Raw genomic sequence first — 16064 nt, 5'->3', positions numbered from 1 at the left:
GCGCGGTAGGCCGGGCCGTAATCCAGCCCCATGCCGGACAACGTGGCATAGCATTCGTCGCTCGCCAGCGCGCCGTGCGCCGGTCCTTGCCACATTGTCTGCGGCAGATCGGGTGGCGGGGCCTTGCCGGCCAGCCTGGCCCGGCCTTGGCTATAGAGCGTGCCGTCATCGCCGCGGATCTCGAACGCCATGGTTCTGTCTGCATCCGGGCGCAGGCGGGCATGCAGCGAGAGCGCGCCGTCGGCTTGGGCCGGGCGCAGGAAGACGGTGTCCAATAGCTCGATCTGCGCGCCGTCGTCGGCGTTCAAGCCGCGGCAAGCCGCGGCGCGAGCCAGCTCCAACTGGGCCGCAGCGGGGAGGACGGCGCGGCCGCGGACGACGTGGTCGCGCACAATGAACGAGGAGGCGTCGAGTGTCGCGGCATAGCACGGGCCGGCGCTATCCGATACGTCGCGCAGCGCCAGCGCATGCGGGCGTGCCGCGTCGGCGCTTGCGGCGGGGAGCCAGTGGCGGCCGCGTAGAAAGGGGTAGCCGGGCAGGCTGAGTTTTGGCGGCAACGCGCCGTCGTATAGCGAGCCCCAGTCGGTCTGCCCACCATTTAGCCAGGCTTCGCCGCAGCGGAGCCAGCGCGCATGCCGCGGGTCGGCGAGGTCGATGTCGGCGGCGGTCAGCAGCCCGCCCGCGGCAATGGCGGAGCGATCGCAGTCGCGAAGCAGGCCCTGCAGCGACGATGGCTGCGCGGCGGCGAACAGCAAGCGGCAAGCCAGCGGCGTACGGCCAAGCTGCATGGTGGCGCACAGCGAGGCCGCCTCGACAGGCGAGGCGCTCAATTTTGCGATAAGGTCGCCGGCAAGCTGGCGCAGTTGCGGTTCGCTGGCCGCGGACAGCGGCAACAGCAGCAGGCCGGGATGTCGAGGCGCGCTTTCCTGGCGTGGCGGCGCTTCGAGCACGATATGGGCATTGGTGCCGCCGGAGCCGAAGCTGCTGACGCCGGCGAGCAAAGGATTTTGCGCCAGCGCGGCGGACCATGGCTGCGTCTGCTTTGCGATATATAGGCAGCTGTCCAGTTCGATACGGGGGTTCAAGCGGACGAAGCCCGCGTTGCCGGGCAATACGCCATGCCGCATGGCCAGGATGACCTTTAGCATGCCGGCCATGCCGGCCGCCGCCTCGAGATGGCCCAGATTGGTCTTGATCGAGCCGATGCCGCAGGAGGCCGGCGCCGCATCGCCTTCGGACAGGCGCCGGATCGCCGTCTTGATGCCTTGCACCTCGATCGGATCGCCAAGCGGAGTGCCGGTGCCGTGGGCTTCGATATAGCTTAGCCGGCGGATCGGCGCCTTCGCCCGTCGGTAGGCCTCGACCAGCAGGTCCGCTTGGCGGCCGGGATGGGGAACGGTTAGGCCGCCGGCGCGGCCGCCATGGTTGACGGCGGCGCCGCGCACGACCGCATAGATGTGATTCCCTTGCCGCCTGGCCTGTGTCAGCGGCTTGAGCAGCATCGCGATCGCGCCTTCCGAGCGGACATAGCCATCGGCGGCGGCATCGAAGGTATGGCAGCGGCCGGTCGGCGACAGCATGCCCGCCTTGTAATAGGCGATGGTGGTGGCCGGGTCGGTCATGACATGGATGCCCGCGACGACAGCCTGGTCGCACAGGCCGTCGCGCAGGGCCTGCAAGGCCTGGTGGATGGCGACCAGCGAGCTGGAGCAGGCGGTGTCGATCTGCAGACTGGGGCCTTGCAGATCAAAGAAATAGGACAGCCTGTTGGCGAGGATCGCGGCCGACTTCGCCAAGCCGTATTGCGGGGCGACTTGCGGCTGCTGTTGCAGTTGACGCAGGTAATCGACGCCGCTGGCGCCGACGAAAACGCCGGTCTGGCTGCCGGCGAACTGCTCGGGCGCATAGCCGGCGTCTTCGAGGCAATGCCAGCACAGCTCAAGCAGGATGCGCTGCTGCGGGTCTATCAGCTCCGCCTCGGCAGGGGACAGGCGGAAACATTCGGCGTCGAAACGATCGATGTGATCCAGCGTGCCCGCGCAATCGACGCCGGGGTGCGCGGTTTCCGGCCGGATGTCCTCGGGCCAGCGCCAACGCGCGGCGGGCATGCGGCCAACCGCGCATTCCTGATCGCGCAGCAAGCGCCAGAGGCTGTCCAAGTCCTCTATGCCGCCGGGCAGGCGCAGAGAAATACCGACGATGGCGACCGCGTCCGCATCCTCAGGCGAGACCGCGTCGGTTTGCGGCGCTTGCGCGGCGGCGGCGGTCCGGCGGGTTTCCAGCCGGGCTTGCAATTCCGCCACGACTTTGGCGCTGGTGTTGAACTCGAAGAAGAAGGCGCTGCCCAGTTTCAAGCGGAAACGATCCGTCAGCGCCTCGGTCAACTGGAGCAGGCTGGCGGAGTCCAGCCCCATTTCGATCAGCGGCCGATCCGGCGCGAAGCGGGCGGCTTGCGGCAGCAAAGCCTGGATGTGCTCCTGAACCGCCGCGCGGATGGTTTCAGGGCTGGTCTCGGCGCAATCGGACGCGGCAGACGCCTGTTCCGCCCGGTGGCGGCGGCGAATGTCGTAGCCGACGAGAACGCCGTATTCTTGATTATCCGCGTCGCCGGGACGGTAGCCAGGCAGGGCCCGCCGGATCGCGGCGCCGTGCAGTTCATGGAAGCGCAGGACGGGATCGACCAGATAGCCGCGAGGGTTGCGCAGCTTGATGTAGTCCGACATCGGCAGCGGCGCGTGCTGGGGGTAGTCCTTGCCGCGCGTGACCGCCAGTACGGTTTCGACGCCATCCAGCACCGCGCAGCGCTGCAGCATGAATTCCAGCAATTGGTCGCCCAGCCCCCGGTCTTGCCAATCGGGATCGATATTGACGGCCAGCAACTGGATGACCAGGCCGTCATCGGCATGGCGCTCAAGAATATTCAGGGCATTGGCGGCCAGAATGTCTTCCTCGCCGGCAATGCGCTGCGTATACATGGCGCCGATCAGGCGGTCATCCTGCAGCAAGGCTAGCTGGCCGCTGGGAAACTGCCGCAAGCGCCGCAGCAGCGTCATTTCGTCGGCCGCCAGGGCCGATCCCCAGCACAGGTTTTCCAGCCGCGTCATGGCGGGCAGATCATCGATTTGCAGAGGGCGTATGCGATAGTCGCGCTTTTGCAGACGATGCAGGCTCAGGCGCGCCAGCGGCTCAGTTTGCGGAAGGGTTTGCGCCGGGCCGGGCGCCGGAAAGAGCTGGGCCGCGGCGGCCAGCATCAGGCAGTCGTCCGCGCTGCGAAGCGTGAGCTCCGCCAGTTCGCGCAGCGCGGCAAGACCTTGCTCCAGGCATGAGCAAGCCGCGCTGAGCGTATGCTGCGCAGCGGAGGCCGCATGTTCTTCGAGTATCAGCCACTCATGCGCCGCGCCCAGGTCGGCCCAGGCGGCGAACGCCGCCTCCAGTTTGGGCGCCTCGCCGGAGCGGGCGGCGCGGCGGCCCGGCATGTTCACGATATGCAGGCAGCGGCCGCTTGTCGCCTCGCCCAACTGGCGCAGCGCATCCCGCGGGGTCAGGCAATCTCCGCTCAGCGTGACGGGCGCGGGCTCCCCGGCTCCGGCCTCGACGCTCGGCGAGACTTCTACCGCGATGACGCGCGGCGCGCGCGGCAGATGACGCAAGATGGCCTCGCTGAGGGCCGCCCGGCGTTTTTCCGAGCCGAAATGCCAGAGTACGAGATTATCCATCCTGCCGTCGCCGCAGGCGTCCAGCGCGATGCGGACCATCGCCGCGGCGATGGCGTCCAGCAGGCAGCCATGATCCGGCTCGGGGCGCGCCGTGCCTGCGAGCAAGCCATCCAAGCGGGCCAGAATGGGCGCATAGCGCATCAGGACCGCGCAGTCCTTGGCTGCCGCATCCTCGTCGTCCTGTGTGCCATGGCGGGCGGCTAGAAAGGCAGAGAGTCGTTCGCGCAGCAGAGGCGGCTGCGCGTCTGACGCGGCCGGCTCGCCGTGCGCGACGCGCGCCAGGAGAAGCGTTGTCAGCATCTGATCCAGCAGCGGCGCGATGGCCGGGGCATCCCAGCGCCGCGCCGACAGTTCCAGGCAGGACGCCAGGGCTTCGACGCTGTCGGCCGAACCGTAAGGGTTGGACAGCAGTGTCATCAGATCCGGCTGCGGCGCGACGAAGCTTGCTGACAGCTCGCTTAGCTGCCACCGTCCCGTCTCGCGAATCTCCGCGCACCCCGCCAATTGCAGGCAGCGTAGCACGATGCCCAGCGTCGCCTCGCTCAAGCCCATCTCCCTGGCCAACTCTTCCGCCAGGAACGACTCCTCGGACGATACGCGCGTCAATATGCCGGTTTTGCGGCAGGCTTCGAGCGCGGGAATGGCGATGAAGCCGCATACATGGTTTGCAACGCTGGCGATGGTGTTCATCATGTGCTCTGTCGTTAAGAGGTCAGCGCGGAAGGAGCGGTAAGCGCTTCCTCGATGTCCGCGATCAGTCTGCTCAGTACTTGGCCGGGGCCTGCCTCGGAAAAGCGCCGTTCGCCGGCCTGCCGTAGCCAGGCGATGCTTTCCTGCCATAAAACGGGTCGCGTGATCTGGGCCGTCAAAAAGGCGCGGATCACTTTGTCGGGGTCGCCTGCCGGATAGGGGCGACCGGTGACGTTGGAGACGACCGGCAGGCGCAGAGGACGGAAGGAAAAGCCTTTCAGATAGTCGGAGAAGCGATCGGCGGCGCGGATCATGTAGCGAGAGTGGAATGCGCCGCTGACGGGCAGGCGCGCATAGCGCTTGGCGCCTGCTGCCAGGAAATGCGCTTCGGCTTGTTCAATCTTGTCGGCAGGGCCGGAGATGACGGTTTGCAGCGGCGAGTTGAAATTCGCTGCATCAATCGCCGCTAGCGCCGGCTCGTCCAGCACATGGGCCACGCTTTCTGCTGAGAGGCCCAGCACGGCGGCCATCCCGCCGCCCGTGGCTTCGGCCATGAGTTCTCCGCGCATTTTGACTAGCCGCAGTCCATCGAGCAGGCCGAAGGCGCCGGCTGCCATCAAAGCGGTGTATTCGCCAAGGCTATGTCCGGCCAAGTAGGCGGGATGTTCGCCCGCTGCCGTGGCCTGGAAGTAATGCAAGGCGTTGACTATGTAGAGCGCGGGTTGCGTGTAGCGGGTTTGCCGCAAGCGTTCATCGTTGTCGGCGAGGCAGAGCTGGCGCACCGAGTAGCCGAGTAGGCGGTCCACTTCCTGCTCGTTTTCCAAAAAGGGCGTGACTTCATCGAACAACCGCCGACCCATGCCTTGAAATTGCGAGCCTTGGCCTGGAAATACCAGAACTGACATCGTGATTCCCCGCGAAGTTTGCTGACGACAAAACGATTCGTGACGGTGCGCTGCAGCGTATGGCGTTCAGCGCGCGGTGTCGTTGCCTCTGGCGCGGGCGGGCCTGAAGCGGGCGGGGATTCTTATTGAGCGATTGTTCATATGTGCGTTGTTTTAATTATAATGTTGTATGTTAATTGCATTTATAGTTGTCTGTCATTGTAATTTCGAGTGAGCGAGACAGGTGAAAAACGCCAGCGCCGTTTGAACGACGCCTAATCGTGGGGCGGCGGAGTCGCAAGCCGCCCGTTTGCTTTTAAAAGTGTCATGAAGAACAGTGGTTTGCGTTTTATTTGCACCCTGAATCCAGATTCGGCTTGGGGAATCGCTCGCGCCGCATGGCTAGTGCAAGCGCGCAACAGAGGGCGCGTGCTCAAGCGGGGAGATCAAAACCCTTGGGCATGGGCCATGCGCGGCGCGACCTCCACGTCCTAAAGCGCGATGGCGGCGTCGCGCCGGGGCGATGCCGCCAGCGCCCCTACCGCGGCACTGAGTTGTTGTAGATCGTTGCCATAAGGCGTCATCGCAACATGGCAGCGCGATTTCCCTCCCTGCGGCAGCAGATAACGCATGAATGTGCCCAAGGTGCCGGATGGACTCAGGTCCAGATAGTCGTGGGCCCCTTCGGCTTCCAATTGCCCAATGGTGTCGGCGAAAGCGATGCCGCCCCGCGCCACATGCCACAAATGATCGGGATGCCAATGTTTCAGTTCGCCTGCGAGCGCGCAGCAGATGACCCTGCCCGGGCCCGCGTTCAGCGCGACGGACCGGCTTTGCGCCTGAACCATTGGCTTGACTGGCTCGATCCAGGAAGAGTGAAAGGGATAGTCGATTTCCAGTCGCTGATGGACGACGCCTTGCCGCTTGAGATGGTGCTCGATGGCCGCCATGCCGGTGCTGGGCGTGGAGACAATGAAATGGCCCGCGAAATTGCGGCCAGAGATTTCGCCCCATTGGCTCAGTTCCCCCATCAGCGTCTCGCTGTCAGACAGCACGGCCAGCATCCCGCCTGCTGGGCAGTATTGATGTATGGTCAGCGCCTGGCGGATGACCAGGCGCAGCGCGTCGTCCGCAGATAGGCGTCCGGCGATGGCCAGGGCGGCGAAAATACCCAGGCTGGCGCCCAGGGTGATGTCCGGCCGCGCGCCGCGCGCGATAGCCGCGCGGGCCAACGCGTACTCGACCATGAAAATGGCCGGATGCGTCAGCCGTATATCGGAGAACGGCTGAGATTTGCCGTGCGGACCGTATATCGCGGCCAGCACCGATGACCTGAGCGTTTCCGCCGCCAGCTCATCCAGCCGGCGCAGCTCGGAACGGTAAACGGCGTCCTCCTCGTACAGCCGGCGCCCCATTTGGTAGTAGTGGGACCCCTGGCCCGCAAATAGGAAAACGGTTTGCCTATTCATTGGCCTGTCTCCTGGTGCGCCAGCGCCGATAGTGCGCAAGCCGAGCCGCTATCCGAGCGCGGGCGCGAGGCTGCCGCGCTTGCACGCTCCGTCTGAAACGGCACTTCGCAGTAATGCCGAAAGGGAACGCTCTGCCATTGGCGGACGCGGCATGCGCGTTCGGCCGGACGCTCGACGCAAAGCGCTGCGATATGATCGGGGGATAGATGCCATTGCCAGAAGAGCCAGCGGGAGGGGGCGTCGGCGAGCGCGGGGTCGAAGCGTATGCCGACCTCGTCCGTCCTATCCAAGTCGAAGCTGAACTTGTCCAGGGGAATGGATAGGCCGGCCCCTTTGGCTTTGACATAGCACTCTTTGAGCGTCCATAGCTCGTAGAACCGGCGCGAGCGCAACGAGTCCGGCAGGTCGCGCAGCTGGCGCGCTTCGGCTTTGGCAAAGAAACTGTCGGCGATGCTCAGCGGCGCGTCGGCATGCGCGCGCTCGATATCCACCCCTAAAGCGAGATGGCGGCCTATCGCCATCGCGATGATTTCATCGGTATGCGACAAGTTGAAGGTCAGCCATCTGGCGTCGCGAGGCGCATTGCCTATGACGGGGCGGCCGTATGCGTTCGACTGGAAACGCCAGGACTCGGGCGGCAAAGGCAGGTAGCGCGATAAGGCATAGCGCGCCAGCCCGCGGGTGAGCAGATAGCGCAGCCTATCCTTGGCGAAGTGGAAGGCCGCTTGCTTCGTTCGCTCCTCGGCGCTCATGGCTTGACGGCAGCGCGCTTGCGTTTCGGTATCGTCGCTGTCGGCTACGCGGCAAATCCATACATCGACGCAGCCCTCCGGCAACGAAATCGGCTCGTTCTCTCCCGCGCAGCTTGGCTCTGGGCGAGTCGGCATCATCGTCCCGCGAGTGAAGGGGCGGCGGCCGCCTCATGGGCGGGGACGGTTTTTTCTGCGAGAGGCGCTGGCGTCTGCGCGGGGTCCAGCCTACGCCAAACGGCGTTCAGGTAGTTGGCGGCCTCTTCCAGCAGGTGTTTGCCTATCTCGTCTACATGGCGGCGTCGCCAGTCTTCGAGCGGCGTGCCTTTCACCCATTGGTTGAAGGCACCCAGCGCGGGGCCAATGTGCACTTGATAATTGACGCGCTCGCTCTCGACGCCGTCCAGGGCCAGGCGCGTGGTGTAGCTGAAATACCAGCGGAAAACGAGCGCCATTTTGTGCTTGGGGTTGGTTTCGGCCTTGGCGATTTCATGTTGCAGGCCTTCCTTTTCCAAATAGCGGCGGGTGTCGTCCCAAATTTCGCTCAGGCTTTTCTTGAAGTAGTTTTTTTCCAGCTGGGCGCGGGTCTTGTCCGGAATTTCATCCAGGCTGTTGTAGTGGCTGTACAGGGAGAACAGCTTATTGGCTCGGGTGGGAAAGAATACGCCGCGCTTGAGAACCTGCACCTTGGCGCCGACTTCGAACATGTCTCCCGCTGGCGCATATTCCGTATCCTGAACATTGATTTCCTGCAGCAGCGTTTTGACATCGCCGCTGGTGCCGGCCTCTACGGTGCATTGATTGATCGAACCGGTGAGGATGAAGTCCGCGCCCAGCACGAATGCCGCGGCTGCGGATTCCGGCGTGCCAATGCCGCCGGCCAGCCCCATGCAGATGGGGTCGGCGTAACCATGCCGCTCCTCCAGCCGCCGCTTGAGCGTCAGCATGGCTGGGAACAAGACGGTGGGTATGCCGCCATCGGTGTGTCCGCCGGAATCCGCCTCCACGCAAATGTCGGCGCTGACCGGCACCAGCTTGGCCAGCTCGGCCTGTTCGGGAGTGATCGCGCCTTCATGCAGCAACTGGGCCACGATGTGCTCGGGCGGCGGGCTCATGAAGGCTTCGGCCACTTCCGGGCGCGAGAGTTTGGCAAGCACGCGGTGCCGGCTGATGATGCGGCCATTCGGCTCGCGGCCGAGTCCTCTCAGGCGGAACAGCACGATGGACGATGTCATCTGCGTGAATGCGGCGGCTTCGATAAAGCGCACGCCGCGTCGCAGGTAGAGTTCTACTGTCTGGCGCTCCCGTTCCGGATAGCTGTAATTGGCCAGCAGATTCATGCCGTAGGATTGGCCTTCGCTCAACTGGCTCTGGATGCGTGACAGTCCGGCGTCGATTTCTTCCAGCGGCATTCCCCCGGTCCCCAGAAAACCCATCATGCCGGCCTTGCCCATGCGCACGACGATTTCCGGGCTGCTGATGCCGCGGTACATCGCGCCCGACATATAAGGGTAGCGAATGGAGAAGCGGCGCTTAAATTCGGCGCTGCCGAGCGTGTCGACGGCGATGCCGCGCGACGGCGCGACCGGTATCGCACTCGCGCTCGCGCTCTGCGGCGTGGGTTTGGGGGAGGGCGCGGGGGGCATTGCGCGCCGGATTTCCTCCACCATCTTGCCCAAGATGCTGGAGCCGATTTCAACGAAATCGTCGGCGCCGGATTCGATCAGGTAACGGATCGAATCGGTCCAGCGCACCGGTGCCGCGAGCTGTTCGGCAAGCAGTCGCGCCGTATCGTCCCGGCCGTAAGGTTGCGCGGTCGCATTGGCAATCACGGGGATGCGCGGCCCTTGCAAATGGAAACCCTGCAGAAATTCGGAAAAAGCCTGCTGGGCGGGCCGCATGTAGCGGGAGTGGAACGCCGCGCTGACGTTCAGCGGCACCAGGCGCGCGCCGGCATCGGCCACGATTTTTTCGAAGGTCTGCAAAGCTTCACGTGGACCGGCTATCACGGTTTGGCTAGGGGTGTTGAAGTTGGCGAGGTCGATTTCCCGCAATTGCCGTTGCTCAAGCAGGGCCTGCAGTTTGACGCTGTCCAATCCGATCACGGCAGCCATGCCGCCGCCGCTGGCCTGGGCCATCAGCGCGCCTCGCTTTTGCACTAGCCGCAAGCCGGTGGCGAAGTCGAAAGCGCCCGCCGCCAGCAGCGCGTTGTATTCGCCGATGCTGTGGCCGGCGAAAAACTCCGGTTCGGCTGCGCCGTCGTCCAACATCGATTGGTAGTGCATCGCGCCCACGACATAGAGGGCCGGCTGTGTGTATTGCGTTTGACGCAACAGGCCATCCTGATCTTCGACGCAAAGCTGTTCGATGGCGTAGCCCAGGATGTCCGAGGCCCGTTCGGCCAGCGCCCGGTAGCGCGGAAACAAGGCCTTGCCCATGCCTTTGAACTGGGCGCCTTGGCCAGGAAATAAAATGATCTTCATGTTTTTCGTTGAATGAAACAGCGGTTGATCATGTGTGCGGAATGCGGCATGGGACCCGGCGCGCAACAGCGGCCCGCAAGAGATAGCGTAAATAAATATGCTTAAAAAATAAATAGAATAACGTAGTATGTCATTTTTGTAAAAAGTGATGCCTGTTGCCGCCCTCTCGTGCACAGGCGCGCCGGCGCGCGTCACGCTTGCCGAAGGGTTGTGTTTGAAGGTTGTTTGTTCAGTCAGGGAATACTCAATGAAACGAAACTACATCGGCTTCTCGAACTCTTTCCACGACAGCGCGATCGCCATCGTCGATTCCAGCGGCCGAGTCGTGTTTGCGGAGGCGACGGAGCGCCCGCTGCAATACAAGCGGGCCTTCAATATTGCGCCCGATCTGTTCCATCGCACCGGAGAGCTCATTGCGCGCTACTGCGAGCCGGATGCGGAACTGGTGTTGGCGTACTCATGGAGCGAGGGCACCGAGGCGCTGGTCCGTCGCAATCTGAGCTATATCGAACGCGAAATGGTGAGTCTGAAGGAGCGTTTCGGCACGGTGCCGTCTTCGCTCGGCCGCCAGATGGCGATGACGCGATTCTCGCTCCTTTCCACGCTAAACATGCTCTCCCAGCGTGGGCGGACGGTCGAATACGAGCTGAGCCAGCTTGAACGCGATATCGGCCAGCCTCTTCAGTTGCGAGGGTACGAGCATCACCTGACCCACGCCGCCACAGCATGTTTCAGCAGCCCTTACTCAGAAGCGGTTTGCGCGATCGTGGACGGCTATGGCGAGGACCGCGCCGCTGCCGGCTATGTCTACCGGGATGGGCGGTTGGAGGAAATCAGGACGCCGCGAGGCTCGTCGCCGGGAAGCCTTGGCGCATTTTTCACGTATGTGTGCGACACCTGCGGTTTTGGCCAGTTGTCGGGCGAAGAGTGGAAAGTCATGGGCTTGGCGCCCTACGGCTGGCATGACGAGGAAATCTATCAATTCTTCCGCGGCATGATCCACGTCAATGGACTGCAGATAGAGTTTTGCGACGAATCGCGCCACGCCGACATTTTCCAGCGCATGCATGAGATGCGGCGCCGCAAGGGACAGCCGGCCATCGAGATGGCCAATGTCGCCTATGCCGGGCAAAAAGTGTTTTCCGAAGTGCTGTTCCAGTACTTGAACAACCTGCGCGAACGGGTGACATCGGACAATCTTGTGCTCGGTGGCGGCTGCGCGCTCAACTCCTCCGCCAATGGCCGTATCCTGGAGAACACATCCTTCAAGAGTCTGCACGTGTTCGCCGCGCCGGCCGATGATGGCAATGCCATCGGCGCCGCTTTGCTGGCATTCAGCGAGGATCACCCGGATTGGCGGCCCCATCCTGGATTCCAATCCCCATACCTAGGTTCTCGCATGTCGAAACAGGTGTTGGATCAGGTGGTGCAATTTGGGCGGATCCCTAAATTGAGCGTATGCGATGACCCGGCGACGCGTGCCGCGGAATTGCTCGCGCAGGGAATGATCATCGGCTGGGTGCAAGGCGCGGCTGAGTTTGGTCCGAGGGCGCTTGGTAATCGCTCCATCTTGGCTGACCCAAGATCGGCAAGCATCAAGGAGGAAATCAACGCCAAGGTCAAGTTTCGCGAGGAGTTCCGTCCATTCGCGCCGTCCATCCTGCACGAATACGGGCCGGAATATTTCGAGAATTATCAGGAAACGCCATATATGGAGCGCACCCTGAAGTTCCGGCACGACATCATGCATAAGGTTCCGGGCGTCGTGCACGAGGATGGGACGGGGCGGCTGCAGAGCGTGCGCAAGGAATGGAACGAGCGCTATCACCGCCTCATCTCTCATTTCCACCAACTGACCGGCGTGCCTCTGGTGCTCAATACCAGCTTCAACGTCATGGGTAAGCCTATTTCGCATTCGGTGGAAGATGCGTTGGCCGTATTTTATACAAGCGGCTTGGATGCGCTGTTCATTGATGACGTGCTGATAGAGAAATAAGCTCAGCAAAGCAGGGACAGACTGTTGGCGAACCCCTGATCTTTCGGGGGTTCAGTCTTTTGGGGCCGTATCCTGATTCATCAAACCAACTGAGTGTGTCTCGGAATTGAGGGGGCAATACTGGGTAAATTGCCACCTGATGGCCGTGTCGGCAGGCCCCGAGCCTGGAGCTGGGGGCTGCTGTGCTGGCTGACGGTTGAATTGTTCAGCGCTTCCCTGATGGCTAGAGCGAGCTGTCGCCTCCTTCTTGGCCGCCATGTGACGCCATGGGAGGGCATGTTGGCGCGCAACATCTTGTTAAATGCTATTGACTTAATTATTTGTAATAGTTATACTTTTGAGATTATTGTAATTGGCTTGCGCATTGCCTGCCATCAATACCACGGTCTGTCGCGACGGAAAACACTATGTCCCAAATCATTGAAAATGGCTTCTTCCTTACGAGCGTCGAGAGCGCGATAGCGACTGTCCGCACTAGTTCAATTTGGCCTCTTTCCTTTGGCTTAGCGTGTTGTGCAGTAGAAATGATGCATGTCGCTGCTGCGCGCTATGACCTGGATCGCTTCGGCGCCGGCGTGTTTCGTCCCAGCCCTCGGCAAGCTGACTTGATGATCGTGGCAGGAACGTTGACTAATAAAATGGCGCCGGCGCTGCGCAAGGTATACGACCAGATGCCAGAGCCGCGTTATGTGATTTCCATGGGGTCCTGCGCAAATGGTGGCGGCTATTACCACTATGCATACTCAGTGGTTCGAGGTTGTGATCGCATCATTCCGGTTGATATCTATATTCCCGGCTGCCCGCCTACCGCGGAGGCACTGCTGTATGGATTCATACAATTGCAACGCAAGGTGCGGCAGTCGCATCTGGATCGCTCATCCCCTGAAAGAAAGGGCCTGGTTTCGCGCGCGTTAGCTGAAATCAAAGCCGTGGATCGCGGCAACCAGCCCTTGCTGTGAGTACTTGGACCTGATCGGACATTCGACTGCGAATCCTGCGGCTAGCATTTGGCGAAATGTTGAAATCTGCTCATTCTTGTGCCTGACGCAGCCTGTCGGCTGAAATTGGCCGGAGAATAGGCGAATTAAAGGATGGACCATGTTGAATGGTGCTCACTTGGAAGTGCGGCTTTTTTTGTGCGATGTTTGGGAGAAGTACTGTCAAAAGCAAGAGATGAGTAAGCTGGAGCGCATGACGGCCAGCATTATTGCGGAACATCCTGAGTTTCATACTGACATTGATAAGCAGGCTCCGGCGTTGCAAGCCGATTTTACCCCGGAAGGCGGACGCATCAATCCCTATCTACACTTATCCTTGCATTTGGCAATTGAAGAACAGCTGCAAATGGATTTTCCGCCAGGAATCGCGAACTTGCATCGGCGACTGACGGCTAAATGTGGATCGGAACATGAGTCCGTGCATCAGATCATGGACTGTTTTGTTGACATCATGCTCAGAGCCGAACGCGACAAGGCATCGATGAATCCTGAGGCGTATATTCAAGCGATACGGATAAAAGCGGAATCCTCACGTCCGAGTCGCGTGCCGGCAAGGCAACTGGTAAGGCAATAGGAGAATTCCCGCCCATGCCGGGGCGTGAAGCCGTAGCTCCGCGCCGTCGCCGGGCGGCCGGCTTTCCGGTATCCTTGCGGTTTCGTTGTTTTCAGCTGCGTTGAACCGATATGCACATCCACATCCTGGGTATCTGCGGTACCTTCATGGGCGGCATCGCCGCCATCGCCAAACAAGCCGGCCACAAAGTCACCGGCTGCGACGCCAACGTCTACCCGCCGATGAGCACCCAACTGGAGGCGATGGGCATTGAGCTGGTGCAGGGCTTCGGCGCGGAACAGGTGGACCTGAATCCGGATGTGTACGTGATCGGCAATGTGGTGACGCGCGGCAAGCCCTTGATGGAAGAAATCCTCAATCGCGGCCTGCCGTATATCTCCGGCCCGCAGTGGCTGGCGGAGAATGTGCTGCACGACAAATGGGTGCTGGCGGTGGCCGGCACCCACGGCAAGACCACCACCAGCTCCATGCTGGCGTGGATACTGGAGGACGCCGGCCTGGCGCCGGGCTTCCTGATCGGCGGCATTCCGGAAAACTTTGGCGTATCGGCGCGGCTGCCGGGCAAGCCAGCGCTGGACCCTGCGAGCACAAGCCCCTTCTTCGTGATCGAGGCCGACGAGTACGACACCGCCTTCTTCGACAAGCGTTCCAAGTTCGTCCACTACCGGCCGCGCACCGCCATCCTCAATAATCTGGAATTCGACCACGCCGACATCTTCGCCGACCTGGCCGCTATCGAAACTCAGTTCCACCACCTAGTGCGCACCATCCCTGGCAACGGCCGCATCGTCAGCAACGGCCGCGAGGCCAATCTGGACCGCGTGTTGGAGCGCGGCAGCTGGACGCCGGTGGAGCGTTTCGGCGTGGAGGCTGGCTGGCAGTTGGGCGCTTTGCATGACGATGGCGGCTTCGACGTGCTGCTGGAGGGCAAGCCGCAAGGCACCGTGCATTGGGGCCTGATGGGCGAGCACAACCGCCTGAACGCCGTGGCCGCCATCGCCGCCGCCCGCCATGCCGGCGTGGCGGTGAAGGACGCGATAGACGCGCTGTCCCGCTTCGCCAACGTCAAGCGCCGCATGGAAGTGAAGGGCGCGGCGAACGGCGTCACAGTCTACGACGACTTCGCCCACCATCCCACCGCCATCGCCACCACGCTGGAAGGCCTGCGCCGCAAGGTGGGCGCGGCGCGCATCCTGGCGGTGCTGGAGCCGCGCTCCAACACCATGAAGCTGGGCACCATGAAGGAAGCGCTGCCTGGTTCGCTGGCATTGGCCGACCAAGTGTTCTGCTCCGCCGCCGGCCTCAACTGGAATCCTGCTGAGGCGCTGGAGCCCATGGGCGACCAGGCGCAAACCTTCACCGACTTTGACGCGCTGGTGGATGCCATCGTCGCGGCGGCCCGTCCGGGCGACCACGTGCTGGTGATGAGCAACGGCGGATTCGGCGGCATACACCAGAAGCTGCTTGATAGATTGGTTTGAGGCCTGTCGCGTAGCGCGGGTTGGCCTGCGGCCATACCCGCGATTGATGTGGCCGCGGGTCGCAGCGTTTAACCCAGGTTGGTAAGCGCCAATCGATGGTTCGTCGTGTCTCGCGGGATGGTCGAATTGTTCGCGGGTATGGCCTTTGGCCAACCCGCGCTACAGGTGGCTCCAAACGCAAACGCCGATGTCTTCTCATCGGCGTTTTGCATGAATGCGGCGGCGCAATGGAGTCAGGGCAGCCGGACCACGTAATTGGCGCCGCCTTCGCGCGCTTTGAACAGGGCGATTTCCAGCCGCTCCAGCATGGCTTTGGGGCTGGTTTCGTCCGCGCGCAGCGCGCTGAGTCCGACGCAGGCGGCGGCCTGCCGCTCCACGCCTTGATACAGAAAGGTCAGCTGGCGCAGCGAGGTGATCAGGCGGCGCGCCAGCTCGCTGGCGCCGGTCATGTCGGTGCTGGGCAGCAGCACGACGAAGGCGTTGTCGCCGCGGCGCGCCACCAGATCGCTGTCGCGTATGCTTTGCAGGCATAGGCTGGCCGCCAGCCGCAGCAGGTGATTGTAGGCGGAGCCGTCGTCCTCCTTCGGCACCATGTCCGGCGCGTTGACCAGCGCCATCGCCAGAATGGACAGCGCGCCGCCGTAGCGCAGCACGCGCCCGGTTTCGGCGTGGGCCGCCGACATCAGCCTATGCATGCCGGCGACGCCGGTCAGCCTGTCCTCGTCCTCATTCTGGTTGCCTTCTTCCTTCAAGGTTTTGACGATGTTCAGCGAGCGCTGCACCAGCTGGCGTTCGAAATCCAGCAACTGGCTCATCACCTTGGCTTCGGTGCGGTCGGAGAAGCTGAATACCAGCATGGGGCCGTCGTTCAAGTTCACCGTGCGCACGGATAGCTGCACATCGAAGCTGCGGCCGTTGATGGTGCGCAGCTGCATGCCGCGGTTGTAGATCATGCTGTGCTGGGCCAGATCATGGCGGATGGCGGCAGCGTCGGCGGGGTGGGGCAGGAAGTCGTACATCGAGC

The 16064-nt window shown here is 62.5% G+C and carries 10 protein-coding genes; 4 read left to right on the top strand and 6 right to left on the bottom strand.

The window, feature by feature from the left end; translation table 11 throughout:
* From C2I19_RS14850 to fabD (C2I19_RS14830), 5 genes are all read right to left on the bottom strand, one after another.
* On the bottom strand, window positions 1–4409 hold a 4409-nt coding region (locus tag C2I19_RS14850; protein ID WP_199181202.1), incomplete at its 3' end, for a beta-ketoacyl synthase N-terminal-like domain-containing protein.
* A gap of 11 nt (window positions 4410–4420) precedes the next feature.
* Window positions 4421–5311, bottom strand: coding sequence for an ACP S-malonyltransferase (gene fabD / locus C2I19_RS14845; RefSeq protein ID WP_103903470.1), 891 nt, complete (start codon window positions 5309–5311; stop codon window positions 4421–4423).
* Between the two features lie 470 nt (window positions 5312–5781).
* Window positions 5782–6759 carry an acyltransferase domain-containing protein gene (locus tag C2I19_RS14840; protein WP_103903469.1) on the bottom strand — a complete coding sequence of 326 codons (978 nt, stop codon included), beginning with the start codon at window positions 6757–6759 and terminating at the stop codon, window positions 5782–5784.
* A complete protein-coding gene (locus C2I19_RS14835; protein ID WP_158253724.1) occupies window positions 6756–7511 on the bottom strand; it encodes a 4'-phosphopantetheinyl transferase family protein in 756 nt (251 codons plus the stop codon). The genes C2I19_RS14840 and C2I19_RS14835 overlap by 4 nt, the downstream gene beginning before the upstream one ends.
* Before the next feature lie 134 nt (window positions 7512–7645).
* On the bottom strand, window positions 7646–9991 hold the full coding sequence (gene fabD / locus C2I19_RS14830; RefSeq protein ID WP_103903467.1) for an ACP S-malonyltransferase: 2346 nt from the start codon (window positions 9989–9991) through the stop codon (window positions 7646–7648).
* A gap of 247 nt (window positions 9992–10238) precedes the next feature.
* Here fabD (C2I19_RS14830) and C2I19_RS14825 point away from each other — a divergent pair, with 247 nt between their 5' ends.
* From C2I19_RS14825 to mpl, 4 genes are all read left to right on the top strand, one after another.
* On the top strand, window positions 10239–11987 hold the full coding sequence (locus C2I19_RS14825) for a carbamoyltransferase family protein (RefSeq protein ID WP_158253723.1): 1749 nt from the start codon (window positions 10239–10241) through the stop codon (window positions 11985–11987).
* 407 nt (window positions 11988–12394) lie between these two features.
* Window positions 12395–12946 carry a NuoB/complex I 20 kDa subunit family protein gene (locus C2I19_RS14820; RefSeq protein ID WP_103903465.1) on the top strand — a complete coding sequence of 184 codons (552 nt, stop codon included), beginning with the start codon at window positions 12395–12397 and terminating at the stop codon, window positions 12944–12946.
* A 139-nt stretch (window positions 12947–13085) separates the two neighbouring features.
* Complete coding sequence (locus C2I19_RS14815) at window positions 13086–13559, top strand: DUF1841 family protein (RefSeq protein ID WP_103903464.1); 474 nt, start codon at window positions 13086–13088, stop codon at window positions 13557–13559.
* A gap of 110 nt (window positions 13560–13669) precedes the next feature.
* A complete protein-coding gene (gene mpl / locus C2I19_RS14810) occupies window positions 13670–15040 on the top strand; it encodes a UDP-N-acetylmuramate:L-alanyl-gamma-D-glutamyl-meso-diaminopimelate ligase (RefSeq protein ID WP_103903463.1) in 1371 nt (456 codons plus the stop codon).
* Window positions 15041–15273: 233 nt separating this feature from the next.
* Here the strand turns inward: mpl and C2I19_RS14805 are convergent.
* Window positions 15274–16064: sensor domain-containing diguanylate cyclase (locus C2I19_RS14805; protein ID WP_146056830.1), on the bottom strand; the 791-nt coding region annotated here is incomplete at its 5' end.

This window comes from Chromobacterium alticapitis (assembly GCF_002924365.1).
Taxonomy (GTDB): domain Bacteria; phylum Pseudomonadota; class Gammaproteobacteria; order Burkholderiales; family Chromobacteriaceae; genus Chromobacterium; species Chromobacterium alticapitis.
This window is presented reverse-complemented; position numbering and strand designations above follow the sequence as displayed.